This window comes from Pseudomonas vancouverensis (assembly GCF_004348895.1).
Classification (GTDB): Bacteria; Pseudomonadota; Gammaproteobacteria; order Pseudomonadales; family Pseudomonadaceae; genus Aquipseudomonas; species Aquipseudomonas vancouverensis.
The window spans coordinates 205,962-231,989 of the sequence record NZ_RRZK01000028.1; the positions used below are offsets into that span (position 1 = coordinate 205,962).

The 26,028-nt window shown below is 60.8% G+C and carries 25 protein-coding genes; 8 read left to right on the top strand and 17 right to left on the bottom strand.

Going from position 1 to position 26,028, the window contains the following annotated elements; translation table 11 throughout:
• Positions 1 to 17: 17 nt before the first annotated feature.
• The 4 genes from acnD to EIY72_RS20010 all read right to left on the bottom strand — a co-directional run bounded on the left by acnD (position 18) and on the right by EIY72_RS20010 (position 5,596).
• A complete protein-coding gene (gene acnD, locus EIY72_RS19995) occupies positions 18 to 2,612 on the bottom strand; it encodes a Fe/S-dependent 2-methylisocitrate dehydratase AcnD (RefSeq protein ID WP_093217461.1) in 2,595 nt (864 codons plus the stop codon).
• A 205-nt stretch (positions 2,613 to 2,817) separates the two neighbouring features.
• A complete protein-coding gene (gene prpC / locus EIY72_RS20000; RefSeq protein ID WP_093217456.1) occupies positions 2,818 to 3,945 on the bottom strand; it encodes a bifunctional 2-methylcitrate synthase/citrate synthase in 1,128 nt (375 codons plus the stop codon).
• A 44-nt stretch (positions 3,946 to 3,989) separates the two neighbouring features.
• Positions 3,990 to 4,880: a methylisocitrate lyase gene (gene prpB, locus EIY72_RS20005; RefSeq protein WP_093217452.1), complete on the bottom strand. Its 891-nt coding sequence runs from the start codon at positions 4,878 to 4,880 to the stop codon at positions 3,990 to 3,992.
• Positions 4,877 to 5,596, bottom strand: a complete 720-nt coding sequence (locus EIY72_RS20010; RefSeq protein ID WP_093217447.1) for a GntR family transcriptional regulator — start codon at positions 5,594 to 5,596, stop codon at positions 4,877 to 4,879. Before EIY72_RS20010 ends, prpB begins: the two co-directional genes overlap by 4 nt.
• A gap of 299 nt (positions 5,597 to 5,895) precedes the next feature.
• On the opposite strand from EIY72_RS20010, the gene rloA reads away from it, so the two are divergent.
• The 4 genes from rloA (at position 5,896) to pabB (ending at position 10,530) form a co-directional block, all read left to right on the top strand.
• Positions 5,896 to 6,432 (top strand): retropepsin-like aspartic peptidase RloA, encoded by a 537-nt coding sequence (gene rloA / locus EIY72_RS20015; protein WP_093217443.1) that lies wholly within the window; start codon positions 5,896 to 5,898, stop codon positions 6,430 to 6,432.
• A gap of 5 nt (positions 6,433 to 6,437) precedes the next feature.
• The gene (rloB, locus tag EIY72_RS20020) at positions 6,438 to 7,973 is read left to right on the top strand and encodes an osmotic stress tolerance membrane protein RloB (protein WP_093217439.1); all 1,536 of its coding nucleotides are present in this window, start codon (positions 6,438 to 6,440) and stop codon (positions 7,971 to 7,973) included.
• On the top strand, positions 7,973 to 8,959 hold the full coding sequence (locus EIY72_RS20025; protein ID WP_093217434.1) for an alpha-L-glutamate ligase-like protein: 987 nt from the start codon (positions 7,973 to 7,975) through the stop codon (positions 8,957 to 8,959). The genes rloB and EIY72_RS20025 overlap by 1 nt, the downstream gene beginning before the upstream one ends.
• A gap of 227 nt (positions 8,960 to 9,186) precedes the next feature.
• On the top strand, positions 9,187 to 10,530 hold the full coding sequence (gene pabB, locus EIY72_RS20030; RefSeq protein ID WP_093217430.1) for an aminodeoxychorismate synthase component I: 1,344 nt from the start codon (positions 9,187 to 9,189) through the stop codon (positions 10,528 to 10,530).
• A 146-nt stretch (positions 10,531 to 10,676) separates the two neighbouring features.
• Here pabB and thrH read toward each other — a convergent pair whose 3' ends face one another.
• Complete coding sequence (gene thrH / locus EIY72_RS20035) at positions 10,677 to 11,294, bottom strand: bifunctional phosphoserine phosphatase/homoserine phosphotransferase ThrH (protein ID WP_093217425.1); 618 nt, start codon at positions 11,292 to 11,294, stop codon at positions 10,677 to 10,679.
• A 172-nt stretch (positions 11,295 to 11,466) separates the two neighbouring features.
• On the opposite strand from thrH, the gene EIY72_RS20040 reads away from it, so the two are divergent.
• The 3 genes from EIY72_RS20040 (at position 11,467) to EIY72_RS20050 (ending at position 15,106) form a co-directional block, all read left to right on the top strand.
• Positions 11,467 to 12,201 carry a phosphoadenylyl-sulfate reductase gene (locus EIY72_RS20040; RefSeq protein WP_093217421.1) on the top strand — a complete coding sequence of 245 codons (735 nt, stop codon included), beginning with the start codon at positions 11,467 to 11,469 and terminating at the stop codon, positions 12,199 to 12,201.
• A gap of 578 nt (positions 12,202 to 12,779) precedes the next feature.
• Positions 12,780 to 14,321, top strand: a complete 1,542-nt coding sequence (locus EIY72_RS20045) for an NCS1 family nucleobase:cation symporter-1 (protein ID WP_093217416.1) — start codon at positions 12,780 to 12,782, stop codon at positions 14,319 to 14,321.
• Between the two features lie 56 nt (positions 14,322 to 14,377).
• The gene (locus tag EIY72_RS20050; RefSeq protein WP_093217412.1) at positions 14,378 to 15,106 is read left to right on the top strand and encodes an aspartate/glutamate racemase family protein; all 729 of its coding nucleotides are present in this window, start codon (positions 14,378 to 14,380) and stop codon (positions 15,104 to 15,106) included.
• A gap of 129 nt (positions 15,107 to 15,235) precedes the next feature.
• Here the strand turns inward: EIY72_RS20050 and EIY72_RS20055 are convergent, their stop codons facing one another.
• Entirely contained in the window at positions 15,236 to 16,159 is a 924-nt protein-coding gene (locus EIY72_RS20055; protein WP_093217407.1) for a LysR family transcriptional regulator, read from the bottom strand.
• A gap of 124 nt (positions 16,160 to 16,283) precedes the next feature.
• Between EIY72_RS20055 and EIY72_RS20060 the strand changes: the two genes are divergently transcribed.
• Positions 16,284 to 17,030, top strand: a complete 747-nt coding sequence (locus EIY72_RS20060) for a 3-oxoacyl-ACP reductase family protein (protein WP_093217403.1) — start codon at positions 16,284 to 16,286, stop codon at positions 17,028 to 17,030.
• A gap of 117 nt (positions 17,031 to 17,147) precedes the next feature.
• Here the strand turns inward: EIY72_RS20060 and EIY72_RS20065 are convergent, their stop codons facing one another.
• The 11 genes from EIY72_RS20065 to EIY72_RS20115 all read right to left on the bottom strand — a co-directional run bounded on the left by EIY72_RS20065 (position 17,148) and on the right by EIY72_RS20115 (position 26,021).
• A complete protein-coding gene (locus tag EIY72_RS20065) occupies positions 17,148 to 17,843 on the bottom strand; it encodes an HAD-IA family hydrolase (RefSeq protein WP_093217399.1) in 696 nt (231 codons plus the stop codon).
• 160 nt (positions 17,844 to 18,003) lie between these two features.
• A complete protein-coding gene (locus tag EIY72_RS20070; RefSeq protein ID WP_093217394.1) occupies positions 18,004 to 18,231 on the bottom strand; it encodes a hypothetical protein in 228 nt (75 codons plus the stop codon).
• Between the two features lie 16 nt (positions 18,232 to 18,247).
• Positions 18,248 to 18,709 (bottom strand): glycine zipper domain-containing protein, encoded by a 462-nt coding sequence (locus EIY72_RS20075; protein WP_093217390.1) that lies wholly within the window; start codon positions 18,707 to 18,709, stop codon positions 18,248 to 18,250.
• A gap of 114 nt (positions 18,710 to 18,823) precedes the next feature.
• Positions 18,824 to 19,192, bottom strand: a complete 369-nt coding sequence (locus tag EIY72_RS20080; protein ID WP_093217386.1) for a bacteriocin — start codon at positions 19,190 to 19,192, stop codon at positions 18,824 to 18,826.
• A gap of 310 nt (positions 19,193 to 19,502) precedes the next feature.
• A complete protein-coding gene (locus tag EIY72_RS20085) occupies positions 19,503 to 19,691 on the bottom strand; it encodes a hypothetical protein (RefSeq protein ID WP_093230369.1) in 189 nt (62 codons plus the stop codon).
• A 153-nt stretch (positions 19,692 to 19,844) separates the two neighbouring features.
• Positions 19,845 to 20,558 carry a phosphocholine cytidylyltransferase family protein gene (locus EIY72_RS20090; RefSeq protein ID WP_093217383.1) on the bottom strand — a complete coding sequence of 238 codons (714 nt, stop codon included), beginning with the start codon at positions 20,556 to 20,558 and terminating at the stop codon, positions 19,845 to 19,847.
• Between the two features lie 32 nt (positions 20,559 to 20,590).
• Entirely contained in the window at positions 20,591 to 21,190 is a 600-nt protein-coding gene (locus EIY72_RS20095; RefSeq protein ID WP_093217378.1) for a gamma-glutamyl-gamma-aminobutyrate hydrolase family protein, read from the bottom strand.
• Entirely contained in the window at positions 21,187 to 23,502 is a 2,316-nt protein-coding gene (locus tag EIY72_RS20100) for a PEP-utilizing enzyme (protein ID WP_093230366.1), read from the bottom strand. Before EIY72_RS20100 ends, EIY72_RS20095 begins: the two co-directional genes overlap by 4 nt.
• A 5-nt stretch (positions 23,503 to 23,507) precedes the next feature.
• Entirely contained in the window at positions 23,508 to 24,257 is a 750-nt protein-coding gene (locus EIY72_RS20105) for a class I SAM-dependent methyltransferase (RefSeq protein WP_093217374.1), read from the bottom strand.
• A gap of 2 nt (positions 24,258 to 24,259) precedes the next feature.
• Positions 24,260 to 24,805 carry an adenylyl-sulfate kinase gene (locus EIY72_RS20110; RefSeq protein WP_231985533.1) on the bottom strand — a complete coding sequence of 182 codons (546 nt, stop codon included), beginning with the start codon at positions 24,803 to 24,805 and terminating at the stop codon, positions 24,260 to 24,262.
• Positions 24,806 to 24,809: 4 nt separating this feature from the next.
• Positions 24,810 to 26,021 (bottom strand): hypothetical protein, encoded by a 1,212-nt coding sequence (locus tag EIY72_RS20115; RefSeq protein ID WP_231985532.1) that lies wholly within the window; start codon positions 26,019 to 26,021, stop codon positions 24,810 to 24,812.
• Positions 26,022 to 26,028: the final 7 nt, after the last annotated feature.

The following is a 26,028-nucleotide window of genomic DNA, read 5'->3' on the forward strand; positions in this document are numbered from 1 at the left end:
TGTCCGTACAGCCTGATTTAAACGGCAACCGCCGACTCTTCGAGGAAGTCCTGGGCGAAGCGTTGCAACACGCCGCCGGCCTCGTAGATCGACACTTCTTCGGCGGTGTCGAGGCGGCAGGTCACCGGCACATCGACGCGCTCGCCGTTCTTGCGATGGATCACCAGCGTCAGCTCGGCGCGTGGGGTGCGATCACCGATCACGTCGTAGGTTTCGCTGCCGTCGATGGCCAGGGTGTGGCGATTGGTGCCCGGCTTGAACTCCAGCGGCAACACGCCCATGCCCACCAGGTTGGTGCGGTGGATGCGCTCGAATCCTTCGGCGGCAATCGCCTCCACACCGGCCAAACGCACGCCCTTGGCCGCCCAGTCGCGGGACGAACCCTGGCCGTAGTCGGCACCGGCAATAATGATCAGCGGCTGCTTGCGGTCCATGTAGGTTTCGATAGCTTCCCACATGCGCATCACTTTGCCTTCCGGCTCGACGCGGGCCAGCGAACCCTGCTTGACCTTGCCGTTTTCCTGAACCATTTCGTTGAACAGTTTCGGGTTGGCGAAAGTCGCGCGCTGCGCAGTCAGGTGGTCACCGCGGTGCGTCGCGTAAGAGTTGAAGTCCTCTTCCGGCAGGCCCATTTTCGCCAGGTATTCACCGGCGGCGCTGTCGAGCATGATGGCATTGGATGGCGACAGGTGGTCAGTGGTGATGTTGTCCGGCAGCACCGCCAGCGGGCGCATGCCCTTGAGCGGACGTGCACCGGCCAGTGCGCCTTCCCAGTACGGCGGACGGCGGATGTAGGTGCTCATCTCGCGCCATTCGTACAGTGGCGCCACTTTCGGACCATTGTCTTCGTGGATGGCGAACATCGGGATGTACACCTGACGGAACTGCTCAGGTTTCACCGAAGCTTTCACCACCGCGTCGATTTCCTCGTCGCTCGGCCAGATGTCCTTCAGGCGGATTTCCTTGCCGTCGACCACGCCCAGCACATCCTTTTCGATGTCGAAACGGATGGTGCCAGCAATCGCATAAGCAACGACAAGTGGAGGCGAAGCGAGGAACGCCTGCTTGGCGTACGGGTGAATCCGGCCGTCGAAGTTACGGTTGCCGGACAACACCGCTGTGGCGTACAGATCGCGGTCGATGATCTCTTGCTGGATCACCGGATCAAGCGCACCGGACATGCCGTTGCAGGTGGTGCAGGCAAAGGCCACGACGCCGAAACCGAGCTGCTCCAGCTCATCGGTCAGGCCGGCTTCGTCGAGGTACAGCGCGACGGTTTTCGAGCCCGGCGCCAGGGACGATTTCACCCATGGCTTGCGGGTCAGGCCGAGCTTGTTGGCGTTGCGCGCCAGCAGGCCAGCGGCGATCACGTTGCGCGGGTTGCTGGTGTTGGTGCAACTGGTGATGGCGGCGATAATCACTGCGCCGTCCGGCATCTGCCCAGGTACGTCTTCCCACTGTCCGGAAATGCCTTTGGCGGCCAGATCCGAGACCGCCACGCGAGCGTGCGGGTTGCTCGGGCCGGCCATGTTGCGCACCACCGACGACAGGTCGAATGTCAGGCCACGCTCGTATTGCGCGCCCTTGAGGCTGTCTGCCCACAGGCCGATCTGCTTGGCGTAGTTCTCGACCAACTGCACCTGCTCGTCTTCACGACCGGTGAGCTTGAGGTAGTCGATGGTCTGCTGGTCGATGTAGAACATCGCCGCGGTGGCGCCGTATTCCGGGGCCATGTTGGAGATGGTCGCGCGGTCGCCCAGGGTCAGGGCCGAAGCGCCTTCGCCGAAGAACTCCAGCCAGGCGCCAACCACTTTTTGCTTGCGCAGGAACTCGGTCAGCGCCAGCACCATGTCGGTGGCGGTGATGCCCGGTTGCAGTTTGCCGGTCAGTTCAACACCGACGCTTTCCGGCAGACGCATCCACGAGGCACGACCCAGCATCACGCTCTCGGCTTCCAGACCACCCACACCGATGGCGATCACGCCCAGCGCATCGACGTGCGGCGTGTGGCTGTCGGTGCCGACGCAGGTATCAGGAAACGCGACACCGTCACGCACCTGGATCACCGGAGACATTTTCTCCAGGTTGATCTGGTGCATGATGCCGTTGCCCGGCGGGATCACGTCGACGTTCTTGAACGCCTTCTTGGTCCAGTTGATGAAGTGGAAGCGGTCTTCGTTGCGACGGTCTTCGATGGCGCGGTTCTTTTCGAACGCCTCTGGATCGAAGCCTGGGCGCTCGACCGCCAGGGAGTGGTCGACGATCAGTTGGGTCGGCACCACCGGGTTCACTTGCGCCGGGTCACCGCCTTGCTGGGCGATGGCGTCACGCAGGCCGGCGAGGTCGACCAGTGCGGTCTGGCCGAGGATGTCGTGGCACACCACGCGGGCCGGGAACCAGGGAAAATCGAGGTCGCGCTTGCGCTCGATGAACTGCTTGAGGGATTCGGTCAGCGTGGCCGGGTCGCAGCGACGCACCAGGTTTTCCGCCAGCACGCGGGAGGTGTACGGCAGGGTGTCATAGGCGCCCGGCTGGATGGCCTCGACCGCCGCGCGGACGTCGTAGTAATCCAGTTGGCTGCCGGGCAATTGTTTACGGAATTCTGTGTTCATCGGTCAGGACTCGGTCACGGTAGTTTCAAAAGGCGGGGCCTGGCGCCGGAGCTGAAGATCACAGGATCCACCGTGGGAGCGAGCTTGCTCGCGATGACTGAGTCACATCCGACAATGATGTCGACTGACCCACCGCTATCGCGAGCAAGCTCGCTCCCACTGGAACCCTGCGTTGAGTTCAGATCCCGGCGCTGGCCACCCCCATTCAGCGTTGTTCGATTGGCACAAACTTGCGCTGTTCAACGCCGACGTACTCGGCGCTTGGACGGATGATGCGGTTGTTGGCGCGTTGCTCGTACACGTGCGCGGCCCAGCCGGTCAGGCGCGAGCAGACGAAGATCGGCGTGAACAGCTTGGTCGGAATACCCATGAAGTGGTATGCCGAGGCATGGTAGAAGTCGGCGTTCGGGAACAGTTTTTTCTGTTCCCACATGGTCTTGTCGATGGCTTCGGAAACCGGGAACAGCACCTTGTCGCCCACTTCGTCAGCGAGTTTTTTCGACCAGCCCTTGATCACCTCGTTGCGCGGATCGCTGTCCTTATAGATCGCGTGGCCGAAGCCCATGATCTTGTCCTTGCGCTCGAGCATGCCGAGGGTGCCTTTGATCGCATCTTCCGGCGAAGAGAAGCGCTCGATCATTTCCATCGCCGCTTCGTTGGCGCCGCCGTGCAACGGGCCACGCAGCGAACCGATCGCCGCGGTGATGCACGAGTACAGGTCGGACAGGGTCGAAGCGCAAACGCGTGCGGTGAAGGTCGATGCGTTGAACTCGTGCTCCGCGTAGAGGATCAGCGAAACGTTCATCACCTTGACGTGCAGCTCGCTCGGCTTCTTGCCGTGCAGCAGGTGCAGGAAGTGGCCGCCGATGGATGGCTCGTCGCTGACGCAGTCGATGCGCTTGCCTTCGTGACTGAAGCGATACCAGTAGGTCATGATCGCCGGGAACGCAGCGAGCAGGCGGTCGGTCTTGTCCTGTTGCTCGGCGAAGCTGTTTTCCGGCTCCAGGTTGCCGAGGAACGAGCAACCGGTGCGCATCACGTCCATCGGGTGAGCGTCGGCCGGAATGCGCTCAAGCACTTCCTTCAGCGCTTGCGGCAGGTCACGCAGCTTGCTCAGCTTGGTGATGTAGGCGGCCAGTTGCGCCTTGGTCGGCAACTCTCCGTACAGCAGCAGGTAAGCCACTTCTTCGAACTGCGCATCAGCGGCCAGTTCACGAACGTCGTAACCACGGTAAGTCAGACCGGCACCCGACTGGCCCACGGTGGACAGTGCGGTTTGCCCGGCCACCTGGCCACGGAGCCCGGCGCCACTGAGTACTTTTGCTTCGGCCATTTTTTGTCTCCAGCATTCTTGAATTTGTTAAGGAGTTGTTCGACTTACTTCTTCGCGGCAAACAACGCATCGAGCTTCTGCTCGAAGGTGTGGTAGTCGATGCGATCGTAGAGCTCCATGCGTGTCTGCATGGTGTCGATGACGTTCGCCTGCGTACCATCGCGACGCAGCGCGTTGTAGACGTTTTCCGCAGCTTTGTTCATGGCGCGGAAGGCCGACAGCGGGTACAGCACCAGGGATACATCGGCGCCAGCCAGTTGCTCGGTGGTGTACAGCGGCGTGGCGCCGAATTCGGTGATGTTGGCCAGGATCGGCGCTTTCACGCGGTTGGCGAACAGCTTGTACATGTCCAGTTCGGTGATGGCTTCCGGGAAAATCATGTCGGCGCCAGCCTCGATGCACGCCGCGGCGCGATCCAGGGCGGATTCCAGACCTTCCACGGCCAGGGCGTCGGTACGCGCCATGATCACGAAGCTGTCATCGGTACGCGCATCGACGGCCGCCTTGATGCGGTCGACCATTTCCTGCTGGGTCACGATCTCTTTATTAGGACGGTGGCCGCAACGCTTGGCACCGACCTGGTCTTCGATGTGAATCGCTGCGGCGCCGAACTTGATCATCGACTTGACGGTACGCGCGACGTTGAACGCCGAGGAACCGAAACCGGTGTCCACGTCCACCAACAGCGGCAGGTCGCAGACGTCGGTGATGCGGCGCACGTCGGTCAGCACGTCATCCAGACCGGTGATACCCAGGTCAGGCAGGCCCAGGGAGCCGGCAGCGACACCACCACCCGACAGGTAGATCGCCTTGAAACCGGCGCGTTTGGCCAGCAGGGCGTGGTTGGCGTTGATCGCGCCGACCACTTGCAATGGATGCTCGCTGGCGACCGCATCGCGGAAACGCTGGCCTGGTGTGCTCTTGTTCGAACTCATGACTCACCTCGTTTGGCTGTCGGGTTGGCGCCGTCCTGGTAATGACGGGCGATATTGCGTTTGGAAGCGCCGATGTGGCGGCGCATCAACAACTCGGCCAGTTCACCGTCACGGTCGGCGATGGCATCGAGAATACGGTGGTGCTCGGCAAACGCCTGGTGCGGGCGGTTGGGCGTGGTGGAAAACTGGATGCGGTACATGCGCACCAGTTGATACAGCTCGCCGCAGAGCATTTGGGTCAGCGTGCGGTTGCCGCTGCCCTGAATGATTCGGTAATGGAAGTCGAAATCGCCTTCCTGCTGGTAGTAGCCGCGGCCGGCCTGAAACGCTTCGTCGCGCTCGTGGGTTTCGAGCACCCGGCGCAACTCGTCGATTTCTTCAAGGCTCATGCGCTCGGCGGCGAGGCGGCAGGCCATGCCTTCGAGGGATTCGCGGATTTCATAGAGTTCCAGCAGCTCGGCATGGTTGAGCGACACCACTCGAGCACCGACGTGGGGTACGCGCACCAGCAGGCGCTGGCCTTCGAGGCGGTGGATCGCTTCGCGCAGCGGGCCGCGACTGATGCCGTAGGTGCGCGCCAGCTCAGGTTCAGAGATTTTGCTGCCCGGGGCGATCTCACCTTTGACGATGGCGGCCTGAATACGCCGGAAGACGTTCTCGGAGAGAGTCTCCGCATCGTCCTGCGTAGCAACCGGGGGATCGAGTTGATCCAACATATTGTCGACACCTTGTAAGCCAGTGCCGCGAAAATTAGCCAATACCGACGCCAGAGTCAAAGGATAATTAGATATTGTCGACAATCGTCTAATAACCCGTTGCACCATAACAATGCAACCTGAGGGTTTATAGCGTCTGGCCAGCGCTGGCGCCCACAATCCACCGTGCTAGAATGCCGCCCGCATTTGTTTGTCACATCTGCACTGCCTGTCATAAAACCCTGATAGGCATACGAGGGAGCTTGCGCAGCGATGCCAGGGCCTTGAATCGATACACGGACCGCTGCGCACCAGGATTTATGAGACTCAAGCCCTTCCCCACCTTCCTTTATTTCCTTTGCCTGCCCGGTTTTGCAGTCGCAGGGGAAAAGACCGTGTATGGCCTCAATGAATATGCGTCGCTGGGCGGCATTGACCTGGAAGTGGCGGCCAAACTCGACACCGGGGCGAAAACCGCCTCGCTGAGTGCCCGCGACATCAAACGCTTCAAACGCAATGGCGAATCCTGGGTGCGCTTCTATCTGGCCATCGATGCCGCCCACTCGCACCCGATCGAGCGGCCGCTGGCCCGGGTCAGCAAGATCAAGCGCCGCGCCGGCGACTACGATCCCGAAGAAGGCAAGAAATACACGGCCCGCCCGGTCATCGAACTGGACATCTGCATGGGTTCGGCCCTGCGCAGTATCGAAGTGAACCTAACCGACCGCAGCGCCTTCCAATACCCGCTCCTGATCGGCTCCGAAGCACTCAAGCGCTTCGACGCGCTGGTCGACCCCAGCCTTAAATATGCTGCCGGCAAACCTGCCTGCACCACCGACGCTCATACCGCAGAGTAATTTAAATGCGCTCCCTTACCCTTCATCTGAAACTGCTGATCGCCATCCTGGTGGTGCTGGGCATTTCAGTCACGGCCTACCAGATCTTCGTGCTGGGCATCCCGGTGACCGAAGACGCCACCGACGACTTGTGGAACATCGACGCGAAAGTCGAGTTCGTCGCCAGTGCCAAGGACCCGGTCAAGATCCAGATGTTCGTACCGCCGCTGAGCCGTGACTTCGTCAGCCTCAATGAGAGCTTCATCTCCAACAACTATGGCGTGGCGGTGAACCGCGTCGACGGCAACCGCAAGGTCACCTGGTCGGCACGCCGGGCCAAGGGCAACCAGACGCTGTACTACCGCCTGGTGCTGACCAAGCGTTACTCCGGCGAAAAATCCAAGATCAAGGGCCCGACCTTCCGCGACAGCATCGCCATCGAAGGCCCGGAAAAGATCGCCGCCGAAGCCTTGCTGGCGCCAATTCGCCAGCATTCGGCCGATGTCGAAACCTTCGTCGGCGAAGCGATCAAACGTGTCAACAATGTCAGCGACGACAATGTGAAGCTGCTGCTGGCGGGCGATCCGTCGACCCCGCACAAGGCGAAAATCGTCGAATTACTGCTGTCCATCGCCCACGTGCCGGTGGAAAAGGTCCACACCATTCGCCTGGTGGCCGACCAGCCGCAAACCCCGGAACTCTGGCTGCGTAGCTTCAACGGCACCGACTGGCTGTACTTCAACCCGGAAACCGGCGAACAAGGCCTGCCCACTGACCGCCTGCTGTGGTGGACCGGTGATGAAAACCTGATCACCGTCGACGGCGGCAAGAAAGCCAACGTGACCTTCAGCCTGAACAACAGCGAAATGAACGCCATTCGCCTGGCCAAGCTGACCGACGAGAACACCGACGCCAACTTCCTCGAATACTCGCTGTACGGCCTGCCACTGCAAACCCAGCAGACTTTCATGATCATGGTAATGATCCCGATCGGCGTGCTGGTGATCCTGATCCTGCGCAACCTGATCGGCATCCAGACCCTGGGCACCTTCACTCCGGTGCTGATCGCCCTGGCCTTCCGTGAAACCCAGCTGGGCTTCGGCATCGTGCTGTTCACCATCATCACGGCGCTGGGGCTGTCGCTGCGCTCCTATCTTGAACATTTGAAGCTGCAGATGCTGCCGAGGCTGTCGGTGGTGTTGACCTTCGTCGTGGTGCTGATTGCCGCCATCAGCCTGTTCAGCCACAAGCTCGGCCTGGAGCGCGGGCTGTCGGTGGCGCTGTTCCCGATGGTGATCCTGACCATGACCATCGAACGCCTGTCGATCACCTGGGAAGAACGCGGCGCCAGCCATGCGATGAAAGTCGCCATCGGCACACTGTTCGCCGCGTCCCTGGCGCACCTGATCATGACAGTGCCGGAACTGGTTTACTTCGTGTTCACCTTCCCGGCGATCCTGCTGATCCTGGTGGGCTTCATGCTGGCCATGGGTCGCTATCGCGGCTACCGCCTGACCGAGCTGGTGCGTTTCAAGGCCTTCCTGAAGAAGGCTGACGCCTGATGTTCGGCTTCTGGAAGACCTGGAAGGCCCTGGAAGCCCGGGGCATCATGGGCATCAACCGGCGCAACGCAGACTACGTGCTCAAGTACAACAAGCGCAGTCTGTACCCGATTGTCGATGACAAGATCATCACCAAGGAGCGCGCCATCGCCGCCGGCATTCACGTACCGGAACTCTATGGCGTGATTTCCACCGAGAAGGAAATCGACAAGCTCGACGAGATCATCGGCGGGCGTAACGACTTCGTGATCAAACCGGCCCAGGGTGCCGGCGGTGACGGCATCATCGTCGTCGCCGACCGTTTCGAGGGCCGCTACCGCACGGTGTCGGGCAAGATCATTGCCCACGAAGAGCTTGAGCATCACATCTCGAGCATCCTCACCGGCCTCTATTCGCTGGGCGGCCACCGGGATCGAGCGCTGATCGAGTACCGTGTGACCCCGGACCAGATCTTCAAGAGCATCAGTTACGAAGGCGTACCGGACATCCGCATCATCGTGCTGATGGGCTATCCGGTGATGGCCATGTTGCGCCTGCCGACCCGTCAGTCCAACGGCAAGGCCAACCTGCACCAGGGCGCAATCGGCGTCGGCGTGGACCTGGCCACCGGCCTGACCCTGCGCGGCACCTGGCTGAACAACATCATCAACAAACACCCGGACACCACCAACGCGGTGGACGGGGTGCAACTGCCCTACTGGGACGGTTTCATGAAACTCGCCGCCGGCTGTTATGAGCTGTGCGGGCTGGGTTACATCGGCGTCGACATGGTGCTGGACCAGGAAAAAGGTCCGCTGATTCTTGAGCTCAACGCCCGTCCCGGTTTGAACATTCAGATTGCCAACGACTGCGGTCTGACGCATCGCACCCATGCCGTGGAAGCGCGCCTGGAAGACCTCAAGGCCCGTGGCTTGAGCGAGACCGTCGAAGAACGCGTGGCATTTGTGCAGGAGATGTTCGGGCATATTCCGCCGGTCGAGGGTTGATCCGGAACCGCGTCGCGCCTATCGCGAGCAAGCTCGCTCCCACAGGGAATTGCGCGATCCTTGTGGGAGCGAGCTTGTTCCGGGCGGCGCTCCGACGATGACGGACTATCCGCCTCCACAGCATTCATGCGGCCATCCAGTTGCCAATCCCCGACATCCCCTCTAGGACCAAATCCCCCAGAGGACTACAATCGCCACCCCGCCTCGATGGCTGACTTACCCCGCCCATGCTGACCTGCTCCGTACACCCGCTACCCTATCTGGCCAACCCCGCCGACTACTTCGCGGCGATTCGTCATGCCCCCGGTGCCATCCTGCTCGACAGCGGCCGGCCGAGCGCCGACCGTGGCCGCTACGACCTGCTCAGCGCCTGGCCGCTGGAAGAATTGACGGTAGCGCCCAACGAACGTGGCGCCGATTTCCTCCAGCGCCTGCGCGTCAATCTTGCGCGCCTGGGCGAGGCCGCCTTGCCTGCACCTTATGAACTGCCCTTCGCCGGTGGCTTGATCGGCTACCTCAGCTACGATTTCGGACGTCACCTGGAACACCTGCCAAGCCAGGCCCGGGACGATCTGCAACTGCCTGACGCACGCCTTGGCCTGTACAACTGGGCGCTGATCAGCGATCACCAGCAAGCAACCAGCCAGTTAATGTTTCACCCGACACTGGCGAACGACGAGCGCGAGCGCCTGATCGACCTGTTCAGCCAACCGGCATCCACAAGCGTCGTGCCATTCACCCTGCAATCGCCGATGACCGCCGACTTGAGTGCCGACGAGTACCGCCAGTCGATCGAACGTATCCAGCATTACATCCAGGCCGGCGACTGTTATCAGGTCAACTTCGCCCAGCGCTTCCGTGCCCAATGCCAGGGCGATCCATGGTTGGCTTACTGCGCATTGCGCGCCGCGTGCCCGACGCCGTTCTCCGGGTTCCAGAGCCTGCCCGCTGGCAACGCAGTGCTCAGCCTGTCGCCGGAGCGCTTCGTCAAAGTCAGCCAGCGTCATGTGGAAACACGCCCGATCAAGGGCACCCGCCCACGGGGACTGACGCCTGCCGAAGACGCAGCAAACGCAGCCGAACTGCTGGCCAGCCCCAAGGACCGCGCGGAAAACCTGATGATCGTCGACCTGCTGCGCAACGACCTCGGCCGCACGTGTCGAACGGGGTCGGTACGGGTGCCGGAGTTGTTCAGCCTGGAAAGCTATCCGAACGTGCATCACCTGGTCAGCAGCGTCACCGGCGAACTGGCGGATGAGCGCGATGCCCTGGACCTGATCGCCGGCAGCTTCCCCGGCGGCTCGATCACGGGTGCACCGAAAATTCGTGCGATGCAGATCATCGACGAGCTGGAGCCAACCCGACGCGGGCTGTACTGCGGTTCGCTGGTGTACCTGGACGTGCGCGGTGAGATGGACAGCTCGATCGCTATCCGCAGCTTGCTGGTCAAGGATGGGCAAGTGTGTTGCTGGGGCGGCGGCGGGATTGTTGCGGATTCGCAGTGGCAGGCCGAGTATCAGGAATCGATCACCAAGGTGAAGGTGCTGCTCGAGACCCTGCAAAACCTCTGATTTTTGTGGCGAGGGAGCTTGCTCCCGTTCGGCTGCGCAGCAGTCGCAATTCAGAACACACGCTGGATCTGAAGATGCGCGGAGCCTGGATTTGGGGACGCTTGCGCCCCGACGGGAGCAAGCTCCCTCGCCACAAGGGATCGGGGTTACAGGCTCAAGGTCCGGTTCGATGCCTTGATGAACTCCTGCTTCAACGCCTCGAACGTGTGCACCGCCGGGAATTGCGGGAACTCGGCGATCACGTTGTCCGGGGCATGGAACAGAATGCCGGCATCGGCCTCGCCCAGCATGGTGGTGTCGTTGTACGAATCACCCGCCGCGATCACCCGGTAGTACAGGCTCTTGAAGGCCAGGACCGACTGACGCTTGGGATCTTTCTGACGCAGCTGATAGCTGGTCACTCGCCCGGTTTCGTCTGTGATCAGGCGATGACACAGCAAGGTCGGGAAACCCAGTTGACGCATCAGCGGCTGGGAAAACTCATAAAAAGTGTCCGACAGGATCACCACCTGGAAGCGCTCGCGCAGCCAGTTGACGAACTCGATGGCGCCATCCAGGGGCTTGAGGGTCGCGATCACTTCCTGGATGTCGGAGAGCTTCAGGCCGTGTTCGTCGAGAATCCGCAGACGTTGCTTCATCAGCACGTCGTAGTCGGGAATGTCCCGGGTGGTGGCCCTGAGGGATTCGATTCCGGTTTTTTCGGCGAAGGCGATCCAGATTTCCGGGACCAGTACACCTTCAAGATCCAGACAGGCAATTTCCACAAGACACTCCCATTTGTATTGATTATTGAGTCGAGCCAGCAAAAAGACTGCGGAACTCTAGCGATTCAAGGCTGCCGGCGCAACGCAGCGGGCACCCTCCCGACGCAGCTTTTTGTTACCATCGGCCCCATATAGAGCGCCCAGCGCCACCGACCTGTAGGAAGCCGCCCTGATGAGCCCAACGTTTGATGTCGTGGAACTCGCCACGACCTATGCCAATAAATCCGCCCAGGACATCCTGAAACTCGCATTTGCCGAGTTCGGCGATGACCTGTGGATATCCTTCAGCGGCGCCGAAGACGTGGTGCTGGTTGACATGGCCTGGAAGCTGAACAAGAACGTCAAGGTGTTCAGCCTCGACACTGGTCGCCTGCATCCGGAGACCTACCGCTTCATCGATCAGGTGCGCGAGCACTACAAAATCGAGATCGAACTGGTGTCGCCGGACTACACGAAACTTGAACCCTTCGTGAAGGAAAAAGGCCTGTTCAGTTTCTACAAGGACGGCCACGGCGAATGCTGCGGTATCCGCAAGATCGAACCGTTGCGCCGCAAGCTGTCGGGCGTGAAAGCCTGGGCCACCGGCCAGCGTCGGGATCAGAGCCCCGGCACCCGCAGCGCTGTCGCCGTGATGGAAATCGACAGCGCGTTTTCTACCGCGGAGCGCACCCTGTACAAATTCAACCCATTGGCACAGATGACCAGCGAGGAAATCTGGGGCTACATCCGCATGCTCGAACTGCCGTACAACAGCCTGCATGAGCGCGGCTTCATCAGCATCGGCTGCGAGCCCTGCACCCGCCCGGTGCTGCCGAACCAGCACGAGCGCGAAGGCCGCTGGTGGTGGGAAGAAGCCACGCAGAAGGAATGCGGGCTGCATGCGGGGAATATCATCAGCAAGGCTTAACGCTGCCCCCCTGTAGGAGCGAGCCTGCTCGCGATGGCTGAGTAACAGTCGGCGTTGATGTCGACTGACCCACCGCTATCGTCGGAACGCCGCCCGGAACAAGCTCGCTCCCACAAAAGCCAGCATTCCTTTCAAAATAAAAGTGTACACACGAGTGTCACCATCGGTGCCATTCTTGTGTGCACTTTTACTTTCAGCGCCCGCAAAAGTTACAAATCCCCTGCTTCCAATTCGCTATCACGCCCTCCTGAACGCCCTCTCCCGAAAATAAATACCTGCTCGATCGGTCAGCTTATATCGCCCGAATTTCAGCGGCTTGGCGCCTCTTGATAACAAAACGAAATGAGCACTGATTTCCATAGATTGCGGACTGGCACAGATCTGGCTTAAGTGCATACATGTTTTGTATACAATTATAGAAAACATACACACTTTAGATCCGCAAGCCTGAAGCGCCCTATCCCGTACAGGCTGCAGATGCCCCGTAATCAATGGTATTCGCCACTCGCGACGAAGATCTGCCGAGCCAGTGCTCAAGCACAGTCATCGCGAAGGGCGAGCATCAGGAGCCTGCCGGAATGCGTACAAGTCTCTCCAATAACAACATCGCACTGGATCTACCTGCCTCCCCTTCCACCCCTACAACCGATGTGCCAGGGCATCACGACCCCGTCGTGCTCAGCCCGCGCCTGCACAACGAGGACCTGGCACCGACCAAGACCGAAGGCCGACGCTGGGGTCGCTACAGCATCTTTGCCCTGTGGACCAACGACGTTCACAACATCGCCAACTATTCCTTCGCCATCGGCCTCTACGCACTGGGCCTCGGCGGCTGGCAGATCCTGCTGTCACTGGGGATAGGCGCCACTCTGGTGTACTTCTTCATGAACCTGTCCGGGTTCATGGGGCAAAAAACCGGGGTGCCCTTTCCGGTCATCAGCCGGATCAGTTTCGGCATTCATGGTGCGCAGATTCCTGCGCTGATCCGCGCGGTGATCGCCATCGCCTGGTTCGGCATCCAGACCTATCTGGCGTCGGTGGTCTTTCGGGTCCTGCTGACGGCCATCCATCCCGGTTTCGCCGACTACGACCACAACTCGATCCTTGGCCTCTCGACCTTGGGCTGGGTGTGTTTCGTGGCGATCTGGTTCGTGCAACTGGCGATCCTTGCCTATGGCATGGAGATGGTCCGGCGCTACGAAGCCTTCGCCGGCCCGGTGATCCTGCTGACCGTCGCCGCCCTCGCTGCCTGGATGTACACCCAGGCCAACGCGACCATCGCCTGGTCGATCCGCGAGCCGCTGAGCGGTGGCGAGATGTGGCGCAACATCTTTGCCGGCGGCGCCTTGTGGCTGGCGATCTACGGCACCCTGATCCTCAACTTCTGCGACTTCGCCCGTTCCTCGCCCTGCCGCAAAACCATCAAGGTCGGTAACTTCTGGGGCTTGCCGGTGAACATCCTGGTGTTCGCCACCATCACCGTCCTGCTGTGTGGCGCGCAATTCCAGATCAATGGCCACATCATTGAAAGCCCTACGGAGATCATCGCCTCGATCCCCAACACCTTCTTCCTGGTGCTGGGCTGCCTGGCGTTCCTGATTGTCACCGTGGCCGTGAACATCATGGCCAACTTCGTTGCCCCGGCCTTCGTGCTCAGCAACCTCGCGCCCAAGTATCTGACGTTCCGCCGCGCCGGCCTGATCAGTGCCACCATGGCCGTGCTGATTCTGCCCTGGAACCTCTACAACAGCCCGTTGGTGATCGTGTACTTCCTGTCCGGCCTCGGCGCCCTGCTCGGCCCGTTGTACGGCGTGATCATGGTCGACTACTGGCTGGTGCGCAAAGGCCAGGTCAACGTACCGCAGTTGTACAGCGAAGATCCGAACGGCGCGTATTACTACAGCCATGGGGTCAATCTGCGTGCGGTGGCGGCGTTCATTCCAGCCGCGTTGATCGCCATCGTCCTGGCGCTGGTACCGGGCTTCCATTCCGTTTCGCCCTTCTCCTGGCTGGTCGGTGCCGGTATCGCCGGGATGCTCTACCTGATCATCGCCAAACGGCAAGCCCACTACGCCGATGTCAGCGGCGAAGCCATCGCCGTCGACAACGTCAGCCATTAATCCTGTCGCGGCCCGACGTGCTCGGGCCGCAGAACCCTCCGCAATAAGGAATTCCCATGCGTATTCTCGTGGTCAACGTCAACACCACCGAATCCATCACCCAAGCCATCGCCCGTTCGGCGCAGGCTGTCGCATCGCCCGGTACGGAAATCGTCGGCCTGACGCCGCACTTCGGTGCAGATTCCATTGAAGGCAACTTCGAAAGCTATCTGGCGGCCATCGCCGTGATGGACCGGGTCATGTCCTACGATCAGCCGTTCGATGCGGTCATCCAGGCCGGTTATGGCGAACACGGTCGGGAAGGTTTGCAGGAACTGCTCAATGTCCCGGTGGTGGACATCACCGATGCCGCCGCCAGCACGGCGATGTTCCTTGGCCATGCTTATTCGGTGGTCACCACCCTCGACCGTACCGTGCCGCTAATCGAGGATCGCCTGAAGCTGTCCGGCCTGTGGGACCGTTGCGCATCCGTGCGAGCAAGCGGCCTGGCGGTGCTGGAACTGGAACATGAACCGCAGCGTGCGTTGGAAGCCATCGTCCAGCAGGCTGAGCTGGCGGTGACGCAGGACAAGGCCGAAGTGATTTGCCTCGGTTGCGGCGGCATGGCCGGGCTGGATGAGCAGATTCGCCGGCGCACCGGCGTGCCGGTGGTGGATGGAGTGACGGCGGCGGTGACCATTGCCGAGTCGCTGGTGCGACTGGGGCTGTCGACCTCGAAGGTGCGCACCTACGCGACGCCGCGGCCGAAGAACATTATCGGCTGGCCGGGGCGGTTTGCCCGTTAGACTGCGGCGGCTGAATCGCGAGCAAGCTCGCTCCCACAGGTCTTGTGTCGTTTGCAGGATTGAAGTGGGACCCCGTACCAGTCGGAGCGGGCTTGCCCTCGATGGCCACACCTCGGTTCTGAATCGAACTCAAACAGCACTGAACCGCTGCTTCAACCCGCGCTCGGCAAACTGCTCGATGATGAAGTCGACAAACGCCCGGGTCTTGCCGGGTAGCAACTTGTGCTCGGCGTAGTAGATCGAGGTGTAGCCGTCGTCGATGTACCAGTCCGGCAACACCCGCTGCAACCTGCCCAACTCCAGATAACCGGACGCGAACGGCATACTCACCAAGGCAACGCCCAGCCCCTGGGAAGCGGTGATGCAGGCGGCCTCGGAATCGCTCATGGTCATCCGCGCCTTGAGCGTCAGCGGGCTGTGCTGCTGATTGCGGTGAGTCAATTGCCAGGAACGCACGCGACCGGTTTGCGGCGAGCGGATCAGAATCCCGTCATGCAGCTTGAGGTCCTCAGGTTCGATAATCGGCGCCCTCGCCGCCAGGTAATCCGTCGACGCCACCAGCACCCGATGCGCCGGGCTCAGCTTGCGTGCCACCACGCCAGGGGGCAGTTCGAAGCCTCCGCCAATGGCCGCGTCGAAGCCCTGCCCGATCAGGTCGACCTGACGATTGTCGAAGTGCCAGTCCGGATTGATCGCCGGAAATCGCCGCAGAAACTCAGCGAGCATCGGCACGATATACAAGCAGCCGAACACCGTGCCCATGCTGACTTTCAAGGTACCCGCCGGCTGCCCGCCTGCACTGGCCAGGTTGGCCACGGCATTCTGGATCGTGTGCAGACTGCCGCTGACTTCACCGAGAAACAACTGCCCGGCCTCCGTCAGGGTCAAGCGCCGGGTGCTGCGCTGAAACAGCCGCACACCCAACCGGGCTTCCAGCTTGGCCACACTCTTGCCGACCGCTGCGGGTGTCAGGCTCAAGCGGCGCGCGGCCTCGGCGAAGCTGCCCACTTCGGCACTGCGCACGAAGCATTCGATACTGCTGAAGGTTTCCATAGGCGCCACTATAAACTTCTGGTTTACACAGACTATCGCAATCACGGTCTACACGGCACGTAATCGGCAATCGATACTAGGCTCCATCAACCGGGACATTCCGCCTCGGGACTTGGAGATCAACATGACTACTCAACACCTCAGCGGCAAAGTGGCATTGATTCAAGGTGGTTCCCGTGGCATTGGCGCTGCCATCGTCAAACGCCTGGCCGCTGAAGGCGCAACCGTTGCCTTCACTTACGTCAGCTCCACCGCCAAGGCAGAAGAACTGCAGGACAGCATCAAGGCCAAGGGCGGCAAGGCCCTGGCAATCAAGGCCGACAGCGCCGACGCGCAAGCCATCCGCAATGCCGTGTCGGCCACTGTAGACGCCTTCGGTCGTCTGGACATTCTGGTCAACAACGCCGGGGTCCTGGCCATCGCGCCACTGGCCGAGTTCAAACTGGAAGACTTTGACCAGACCCTGGCCATCAACGTGCGCAGCGTGTTCGTCGCCACTCAGGCCGCCGCGCAACACATGAAGGAAGGCGGACGGGTCATCAACATCGGCAGCACCAACGCCGATCGCATGCCCTTTGGTGGTGGCGGTCCTTATGCCATGAGCAAGTCGGCGCTGGTCGGCCTGACCAAAGGCCTGGCCCGCGACCTTGGTCCGCAAGGCATCACCGTCAACAACGTACAGCCAGGCCCGGTCGACACCGACATGAACCCGGCCGACAGCGACTTTGCCGGCAGCCTGATTCCGATGATGGCGGTCGGTCGTTACGGCAAGGTGGAAGAGATCGCCAGCTTCGTCGCCTACCTCGCCGGCCCGGAAGCCGGCTACATCACCGGTGCGAGCCTGACCATCGACGGTGGTTTCGGCGCCTGATTCAACACCAACATTGTGGGAGCGAGCTTGCTCGCGATTGGCGGCCTGTCAGTCAGCATTTTCATCGACTGATACACCCTCTTCGCGAGCCAGCTCGCTCCCACATTTGTCTGTCTTTCAGCCCCACTCCAGCGCCGGCAACCCGCACGCGCTCGGCACGAAGGCTTTCAGCGAACGAAGAATGCCATCGGCATGGGCATACTTTTCATCGGCCATTGCCGCGTCAGGTATCGCAATCGCCGTCATCCCCGCCGCTTTCGCCGCCGTGACGCCAAAAGGCGAATCCTCGAACACCAGGCAATCTTCCGGCGCCACGCCAAGGCGCCGCGCCGCGGTGAGGAAGATGTCCGGGGCCGGTTTTGCCGCTGTCACTTCAGGGTCATCGGCGGTGACGATGAAATCGAACAGCGCAAACCAATCGCGGTGCAAGGTGGTTTTCTGGCCGAACGAATGGCTCGACGAACTGGTGCCCACGGCGATTGGAACGTTGTTGGCCTTCAGATGCCTGACCAATTCCTGTGCACCCGGCATCGCCTGGGCGCCAGGAAACATTTCACGCAGCAGCGGTTCACGGATGACCAGAAACTCTTCGGCGCTGATCGGCAGGTCCAGCGCCTCGACCACGTAACGCGCCAGGTCAGTGGCGCCGCGGCCGATGATGTTCTGTTTAATACTCCAGTCAAAGGTGCGGCCGTAACGCGCGGCGATGATGGAAGTGACTTCGGTGTAGATGCCTTCGGTGTCCAGCAGCAGACCGTCCATATCGAAAATCACGGCCTTGATCGGGCCGAATGCTTTCAGGGGTGCACTCATCGCAACTGATCCGTATCAACAGGCTATCCGGGCCGTTCATGCAACGGCATGGACCCGGACGGGTTAAAGGTTTCAGCAGCATAACGAGCGCAGAGGGCCGCGGGCAATGTGATTTCCCGGGAAAAGGCCTGCAATTCAATCGAGGGAAAAAGGCCCGGGTTCAAGCATCGTGCTGTGCAGGGGCACGATCTGGCTGATCCTCACCGGCATCTTCCTCCAGAGGAAGCTGATCGCGACCGAGTGGATCCGTGGGCGAAGGCAGTGGATATTCCGGCGTGTCATCCGCTTCACTCAACGGCACCGTCGCATCATCCATCAACGACCCCGGGTCTTCATTGCCGGGATCGTTTGGGCCTTCTTCTTCCGTGCCTTCAGGTTCGGGCCTCATGATCCGCCTCGCTCAATCAATGATTTTTATGATGATGCTTGTTCGAGTGTTTATGACTGGAATGAGAATGGCCGTCGCTGCTGCCGAGATTGTTGCCGACCGCACCACCGGCCGCACCGCCGAGACCGGCGCCGATAGCTGAACCCGTGGAGCCACCCAGGCTGTTGCCCACTACCGAGCCACCCGCCGCGCCCAAACCACCACCTACCGCCGCTTCAGTGCGGCTGTGCTTGGGTGCAGCCACGGCGCTGCCAGCGGCGCCGCCGACACCTGCGCCGATGGCGGCACCCGTGCTGCCACCGACATGTCCACCCACGACGTTGCCGAGAACGCCACCCAGGCCACCGCCAACTGCCGCATCGCCATTACCGGCGGCCAGAGCCCCTTGGGAAAGCAGCAGTCCAAACACAATGGCGGGCAGGATCAAACGTCGAGCATTCAGGCTGTGATCTTTTTTGCCAGCGGTGTGCGGGTTCATGGCGAGCCTCACATTCTTCAAGGAGTATGGAAGATTTGAGGCCGATTGGCGGGGAAAGGTTCAGATATGAAAAAGCCCGGCATCAAGCCGGGCCTTTTCAACGTGCGGGTAGCCTTAGTGGCTCTTGTGACCTTTAGCCATGTTGCTGCCCACGCCGCCGCCCAATGCGCCGCCCAGGCCTGCGCCGATGGTGGCGCCGGATTTGCCACCCAGGCTGTTGCCGATCACCGAGCCGCCGGCCGCGCCGACACCGCCACCGATGGCGGCACTGGTGCGATGACCTTTTTTCGCGGCAACCGCGCTGCCCGCCGCGCCAGCAACGCCAGCACCGATGGCTGCGCCGGTGCTGCCGCCCATTTTCTGGCCGACCACATTACCCAGGGCGCCACCGAGACCGCCACCCACCGCGGCCGTACCATCACCAGCCATTGCACCTTGAGCAACCAGAAGCCCCAGAACCAGAGCGGGCAGTGTTAAACGCATGACGAAAACCTCAAACAATAAGGGTAAGGAAAAGGGGGCGAGATTGAATGCTTTCGGGCGGGCAATGTCCAGCGCACCGGCGCAACTTCGCAATCGGCGACGGTTTGACAGCTTTTTTGGAAAAGGTTTTATGACAGGCAAAAAAAAGCCCGCTGGGGAACGGGCAGGTGTTGCTTTCTAACGGATGAGTTGAGCCTACGTAAGGCGATGTGAAAAGTTTGTGAAGAAAATCCGCCTCTCAGCGACTTCCGCCCGCACTTCGTCGGACAAGAAAAACCCCGCTCGATGGCGGGGTTTGAACGCGATTTTTTTACTTCCTGACCGGCGCAGTAACCTTGGGTAAAAACTTGCCTTTCAACACTCGGCAGGCTCGGGTCTTGATCTTGTCGACCTCTGTCTGGTCTTCACCGAAGCTTGCGACGTAGCGGGTCTGGCCACAATGTACGGAATTGTTGATCGGAAATTCTGCCCCATCATCTTCGATATACGGTTCAGCCATCTCTTCACCCCCTCTGAAAACGGGATCGACCCCGGCAAGCCCTTTTGCCAGAACAATATCGACCGCCAAGGATTCCCAGACTAGCCGGTCACGACCAGACTTGCCGTTCAGTTTCTGCCATGCCCGACGAATGGCCCCGCGCAACCTTTGCGCTCATTGATACACCGCCAGGTCTTCGCAGGAGTCCACTTCCCCCCATTCTCCCGCGTAGGCAACGGCTTGAATCGGCACCCGTCCTGCTTCTATGACTTGCCCAAGGGTGTTGGTCATATGGACCTTGTCGCATTGCTCCGCCGTGAGCCCCGCGCGCAGGCGAACGACTTCCGCCCAGCCTTGCGGCGTGAAGCGCAACAGCCCCATATACTGGCCCTGAACGTCGTCCACCGACAGCGGCTTGTTGCCGATCTCGGCCAAGGTTCCGGCAGAGGTCAGGCGAAAGGTCTCGGCATCCAGCAACGGATCGCCAAAACGTTCTGTCCAGAGTGCCAGCCAGTTCGGATCGTAGGTAACAGCCAGCGCAGCCTGACTGGCCATCAACGACTGGACGGCGGAGGGGCTATAGAAGATGTCGGAATAACTGACGATGCACGGCCCTTCTTCGAGCCAGGCCTGCGCACACGCCAGCGACGCGACCATATTGGTTTGCGCCCAGCGTGGATTGTGGAACTCGACCAGGCCCTGATCTGCCAACAGCTCGCGCTTGTAACCGGTGACGATGGCAATTTCTTCGATACCGGCACCGCGCAACGCTTCGAGTTGCCATGCCAGCAAAGTCTTGCCGCGCAACGGCACCATGCACTTGGGACGTTCGTCAGTCAGGCTTTTCATGCGGCTGCCGCGACCGGCGGCCAGAATTATCGCTTTCACAACCCTATTACCTCCTGAAATGTCGTATGGACTCAGACCTGGAACAACTGCTTGAGTCGTTGCAGGTCGTGCGCGGCAAAAATCGCTTCACGTTCGGGGTGCCACATCCAGCCCTCCCAGGGCAGATCGAGGTGACGAGCCGCTTCGATTTCCCCATCTTCGCTGCGCGCCAGGACTTCAAAGCCCTGCGGGCAACCGGCCAGGGCCCAGTCATGAAAGCTGTTCACCTCGGCCACTATTTGCCCCGACAAACGGTGCCGGGTGCGCACATGACCGCTCACCGGCTTCAGCGCGCCACCCGACCAGTGCGCCAGCATCTGCATGCCCCGACAGATGCCGAGCACCGGTAGCTGGCGGGTCAGCGCATGTTCCAACAGCCGGCCTTCGGTCAAATCACGCGCCGCGCATTGGCCGATGTCATTACCGCCCGACAGCACGATGGCCTCTGGTGCGACGACATCGAGCCATCTCTGCAGGGCGCCCTGCTCGCGCTGGATGATGGCGTTGGGCACCGGCACCGGCAGACAGCCGGCCGCCAACAGAAAGGCAACCAGCCGCTGATCGAGCGCATCGCGGGCCTCCCCGCGCTCGGGGAATTCATCCACCCGCTGACTGACGGCCACCACTTTCATAGCAGTATCTCCACCCAGCGCCCTGGACAGTTCAGGTGCAAACGTTGCGCAGTCGACCAGCGCCGGTACAGCACCTCGCCCGCACCGATGACGGCCGGCAACCCCAATTCGCCAGCACGAATGGCCATGTGCGAGTTGGCACCGCCCCAGGCCGTGATCAGCCCGGCAATCGGGTAGGCGAACAACCAGTCGAAGCCGGGATCGGCATTGGGAATGCAGACAATCGCGCCGGCCAGCCGGTCGCGGTTATCGCTGCCGACTATGGGCGCGGTGACTTGCTTCTGGGTGATGAAATTGGGTGCCGTTTCCGGCCACTCGAAGGACCAGACATCCTCGGGCCGGGTGATCACCGGCGGCAGCGATATCTTCAGGGTCTTTGCGTAGCGCGCCTTGCCCTGCTCGATACTGCGCAAGATCAGGTCCTTCGGGTCTGCGGCGGCGACATGCAGCTCGCGGAACACGCTGATGTCGCAATAGGCCATGTCCTCGCGCGCTATGCCATGCCCGGCGCCCACTTCGGCGATCAAGGCCAGGGCATCGGACAGGTTGCGGGTGAAGTGGAATTTGGCCAGCTCGCGCAGCTCGATGCCGGCTTGCATGAAGTCCAGCAAACCCACCGGGTCCGGCTCCAGGCCGTGGGCTTCCAGTTGCTTCACGATTTCGCGCATCTGCGGCAACGTCAGCGAAAACGGCCGCAGCGGCTCCGGGGCGGCGGGTCGCTGTTCCCAGTCGAAATACAGCTCCGGCGCTTCATCGTAGCGCGGCGAAAGGATGTCGTAGGTGCCCGGTCGCAAATGCCCGTATCGCGCAAGGAACGTCGTCTTGTCCAGCTCCGCCCGGTCACGCGCCAGCTGGCCGCTGACCGTGGAAACCCCGGCCATGAAACCATCGTAGTCAGCCTGGGAGAACACGCCGACCGATACCAGGGACTTGAGCATCTGTACCGCGACGAAACCGGCCCGAGCCAGACCGGCGAACGGCAAGGTGCCGTAGCGCTTGGCGTCCTCCAGCAACCAGTAGATCCGCTCCACAGGGTCGGCATCGGACGCCAGCAAGGCTTCACGTCGCGCCTTGAGCGTGTCCAGCTTGCTCGCATCGGCGCGCCACAAGCCGTCCTTGGGATGAACGATGCGGTTGGTCAGCTTGCGCAAGCTGGTGCTGATGGCGTCCAGCTCATGCGCCTCGAAACCGGCATCGGCCAGACGCTCCAGGCGTTGCGACAGGTCCAGCGTGTAACAGGAGAACACGATCTCGAACTCGACCTTGTCGTGCAGCGTCGGCTCGGCCAGCAGACGGTCGATGTAGTGATCGACCAGTCGCCCGGCCAGACCTTCGTCCAGGTCTGCCGGGATGAACGAGTTGAACGACAGACGCACGTCGATATAGGGCAAGCCCATGAAGTGCGGCATCAGCGGGAAGCTGCGCAGGTTGCGATAGCCATAGTTGTGGCGTTGGTAGGCCCAGATGGAATCCGTCACCAGATCGCGGTACAGCGAGAGGGCCAGCGGCTTGGGGCGAATGCCGATGATCTCTGCCGGGTTCCAGTCCGGCATCACTCCGTAAACGGTGCGTTGCCCACGGAGGAACGGATGCGCGCCCATGCCGCGCACGACCTGGCGCTCGATGCTTTGCAGCACTGTAGCTTGCGCTGCATCCGACTCCGGGCGAACCGGCAGGATCAACGGCCGAGCCTGCAACAACCACAGGGTTTCGCCCTCCACTGCATCCGTCACGGCAAACTCGCAATCGATCGGGGTATCGCCAAACAACCCCAGCAGTTCTTCAAGCAGCACGATCATCGGCGCGATAGCCGGCGGTGGCGACACCTCGCTGTGCGCCGCCTGCTGCCACAAACGTCCGCCCATGCCGCTGGTGACCGACGCCGTGTCACGCCCTTCCGCCCAATTCACCACCCTGTAGGGCGCGCAGGTATTGGGGTCATGGGAAAAAGCCACGCCGGATCGAACCACGTTGCCGAGCATCGGCTGGATCAGCACTTCGTCCGCCGGATTGTGCATGCCATAGCTGGCAATGACGTCCTCGACAGCCGCGATCAATCCCGCTTCGTCGACATCGGCAATCGACAGAAACGCGCCGGCGCCTGAGCTTTGCTCGCCGTCCTCGCGCAGGCAACTAGAGCGAACGATCCAGGGACCAACACCGAGTTGTCCCTGGATATCGCGCAGACAGGCGTTGCCGCCCAGTTTCCAGTCCCCCACCGTGAATGACAGCAATGGGGCAATGCGAGCCGACCGCAGTCGCTCTTTAAGACTGACCAATGTGCCGGCCTTGGTCGAGAAATGCAGCGACATCGGCATTATCTCAACTGAGCAACCCAGATATTGGTCGAGTACGGGATCTGGATCGAGGCCGTACCGAGGCTTTGCAAGTAGTCTTCAATGGCGCTGATGACTTCGTGGAACCGGGCACCCGCCTGGCGCTCCAGGGTGGCGTGAGAACGCCAGGCCTCAAGGCATTCGGCGATGGTCTGTTCGTGCATGACCCGCGAATCGAGATGCACCACCGGCCCGAACAACCCGCTGGTATCGATGACCGCGGTCTGATCTTCACGACGGGTACCGTAGCCGTAACCCTGCACTCGCTCCATGATGATGGCTTCGATGCGGGCCTGGATCGGATCCTCCAGATTGCGATGGTTCCACATACAGGCAAACCAGCCGCGAGGCTTGAGAATGCGTGCAGTTTCTGTCAGCGCCTGATGGCGGTCGCAGACATTGAAGGAGCTGCCGAAGGTGACCATGTCGAAAACGCCGGCAGCCTGGCCGGTCGCTTCACCGGTGCCTTCATACCAGCTGACATTGGCCAGCTCGGCGGTGCGCTTGATGCCATTACCGCGCATCGCATCATTGGGCTCCACGGCCACGACATCCAGACCACGGGCAGCCAGCATCAGGGTCAGGTGCGCAACACCGGCACCGACATCGCAAAACCGGTCAGCCTTCTCGGCGCCGGCAATCGAAAGCATCGCGTCGATGGCAGCGTCGGCATAATCGGGACGCTTCAAGTAAGCGTCAGCCAGCGTGGTGTAATCCCATTCGGTTTTCATACTCAATTCCTTTTATAAAATTGTTCCAGCAGTTCTTCAGTCAATGCCTGGACAGAGCGTTCAGGGTCAAACGCCACCGCCCAGTCAGGGGCAATGGGTTCATCAATCGGTAAATCGAGCCCGGCCACATTGTTCAATTCCCCGGCATCGAAGCGTTGGTAGATGCCCTTGGGGTCACGACGACGCAGTTCCTGCACGGGGACTTTCAGGTAGACCTCGAAGTAGCGAGGCAAATGGGCACGGTTCCAGGCATGAACTTCATGGAACAGGGAAATGGTAGCGATCACCACGGTGTGCCCTTGCGCGGCAATGACCCTGCACAGATGCGCATACTGCATGGCCAGCGCCAGGCGTCCCTCGCGTCCATGGTTCTGTGTGTTGGCCGTGGTGGCGCCAAACACCTCGCGCAGTTCGTCGCCATCGAGCAACACGGTGGAATACCCGGCGCTTCGCAGCCGCTCGACAAACGCCCGGGACAATGTGGATTTACCGGCACCCGAGAGCCCGGTAATCCACACGACTTGCCCCATGCCAACGGCGTTGCTCACAGGCTTACTCATGTGCAGTAGCCGCAGCGTTGATCAAACCCGTGTTCACATCCCCGGCAGGACCGACCACACCGTAGCGATAACGGGATTGATGTTGCTGTTGTACCAACTCGAGGAAGACCTGATCCGGATGCTGCAATCCGGAGTATTCCTTTTCACAAAAGTCCTGGTACATCAGGAAGTGCGCTTGGGGCGGAAGCGACTCGATTTCGCCGATGATGGCTTTGAGGACTTCACCGTTATTGGCGATGGGCAGCAGGCCACCCATTTGATCTAGCCAGGCAGTGACAATGGGATGACCGTCATTGGCATTGGGGACGTAATAGACAGGCAGCCGGCACGTATTGAGCATGAAGGACACGCCACCACTCGAGGCATCGGTGATCACCGTGTCGCACTGACGGTAGAAGGCCTTGCTGCTTTGCCCAGTGGTATCGAGGGTGATCCAGTCGTACGGCGCCAGTTGTTCGCAGATTTCCTGAACATACGGACTTTCAAAATCCGTCATGTAAGGTCGCAGAATGAACCGCGCATGAGGAATCTGCGATTTCACCGAATTGATCACATCGGCGATGTTTTCAAACAGTGAGGCGCCACTTTCACAAATCCCCATTTGCGTCGGCAGAAGGCCTACGACGTATTCTCCGGGGGTACGCTGGAAATCGGGTGGAGCACTGAAGTTCTCAGGAACCTTGACCGGCAAGAGCGATACCAGACTGGTCTTTCTGAGGTCCGAGCGTGACGTCTCGAACATCGAGGTCAGGCGCCCTGATTGCTTGTCTTGCCTGTAGAGCTTGAGGCCGGTGCCAATCAGATCAAAGAGCGAGCGGGACGAAGACACAATGGCGTCCCAGTACGACATCAGCTCGGCACAATAATACTTGTCGCGAAGTGGCATGCCGACGTTGCCATGGGCAATGAAGATGCAAAAGTTCGAGTCATCCAGCAGCCGTGCAACATAGGCATCGTTGGCGATGACAATTTCCGACTTCAGCGTCTGGAAAAAACTCAGTTCCACCTCTTCAACCGGACACTTCAGGATGCTCTGCGCTTCCTGCTGGCTGACACCGGTCGTAGGCGTCTGCAGGACTATGCAGTGGTAATCGTCGCGCAACGCATTGAGCGCCGGCAGCAAATACTCAAGATAGGTTTTCCCGCCGTTATTGACGTCACTGATCAGATAAACATTTTGCATAGCAACAAGTGCACCTTCCAAGCAGTCC

Coding starts and splice junctions, on each gene's coding strand:
- acnD (WP_093217461.1), bottom strand. CDS start 2,612: ATGAACACAGAATTCCGTAAACAATTGCCCGGCAGCCAACTGGATTAC.
- prpC (WP_093217456.1), bottom strand. CDS start 3,945: ATGGCCGAAGCAAAAGTACTCAGTGGCGCCGGGCTCCGTGGCCAGGTG.
- prpB (WP_093217452.1), bottom strand. CDS start 4,880: ATGAGTTCGAACAAGAGCACACCAGGCCAGCGTTTCCGCGATGCGGTC.
- EIY72_RS20010 (WP_093217447.1), bottom strand. CDS start 5,596: ATGTTGGATCAACTCGATCCCCCGGTTGCTACGCAGGACGATGCGGAG.
- rloA (WP_093217443.1), top strand. CDS start 5,896: ATGAGACTCAAGCCCTTCCCCACCTTCCTTTATTTCCTTTGCCTGCCC.
- rloB (WP_093217439.1), top strand. CDS start 6,438: ATGCGCTCCCTTACCCTTCATCTGAAACTGCTGATCGCCATCCTGGTG.
- EIY72_RS20025 (WP_093217434.1), top strand. CDS start 7,973: ATGTTCGGCTTCTGGAAGACCTGGAAGGCCCTGGAAGCCCGGGGCATC.
- pabB (WP_093217430.1), top strand. CDS start 9,187: ATGCTGACCTGCTCCGTACACCCGCTACCCTATCTGGCCAACCCCGCC.
- EIY72_RS20040 (WP_093217421.1), top strand. CDS start 11,467: ATGAGCCCAACGTTTGATGTCGTGGAACTCGCCACGACCTATGCCAAT.
- EIY72_RS20045 (WP_093217416.1), top strand. CDS start 12,780: ATGCGTACAAGTCTCTCCAATAACAACATCGCACTGGATCTACCTGCC.
- EIY72_RS20050 (WP_093217412.1), top strand. CDS start 14,378: ATGCGTATTCTCGTGGTCAACGTCAACACCACCGAATCCATCACCCAA.
- EIY72_RS20055 (WP_093217407.1), bottom strand. CDS start 16,159: ATGGAAACCTTCAGCAGTATCGAATGCTTCGTGCGCAGTGCCGAAGTG.
- EIY72_RS20060 (WP_093217403.1), top strand. CDS start 16,284: ATGACTACTCAACACCTCAGCGGCAAAGTGGCATTGATTCAAGGTGGT.
- EIY72_RS20065 (WP_093217399.1), bottom strand. CDS start 17,843: ATGAGTGCACCCCTGAAAGCATTCGGCCCGATCAAGGCCGTGATTTTC.
- EIY72_RS20070 (WP_093217394.1), bottom strand. CDS start 18,231: ATGAGGCCCGAACCTGAAGGCACGGAAGAAGAAGGCCCAAACGATCCC.
- EIY72_RS20075 (WP_093217390.1), bottom strand. CDS start 18,709: ATGAACCCGCACACCGCTGGCAAAAAAGATCACAGCCTGAATGCTCGA.
- EIY72_RS20080 (WP_093217386.1), bottom strand. CDS start 19,192: ATGCGTTTAACACTGCCCGCTCTGGTTCTGGGGCTTCTGGTTGCTCAA.
- EIY72_RS20085 (WP_093230369.1), bottom strand. CDS start 19,691: ATGGCTGAACCGTATATCGAAGATGATGGGGCAGAATTTCCGATCAAC.
- EIY72_RS20095 (WP_093217378.1), bottom strand. CDS start 21,190: ATGAAAGTGGTGGCCGTCAGTCAGCGGGTGGATGAATTCCCCGAGCGC.
- EIY72_RS20100 (WP_093230366.1), bottom strand. CDS start 23,502: ATGTCGCTGCATTTCTCGACCAAGGCCGGCACATTGGTCAGTCTTAAA.
- EIY72_RS20105 (WP_093217374.1), bottom strand. CDS start 24,257: ATGAAAACCGAATGGGATTACACCACGCTGGCTGACGCTTACTTGAAG.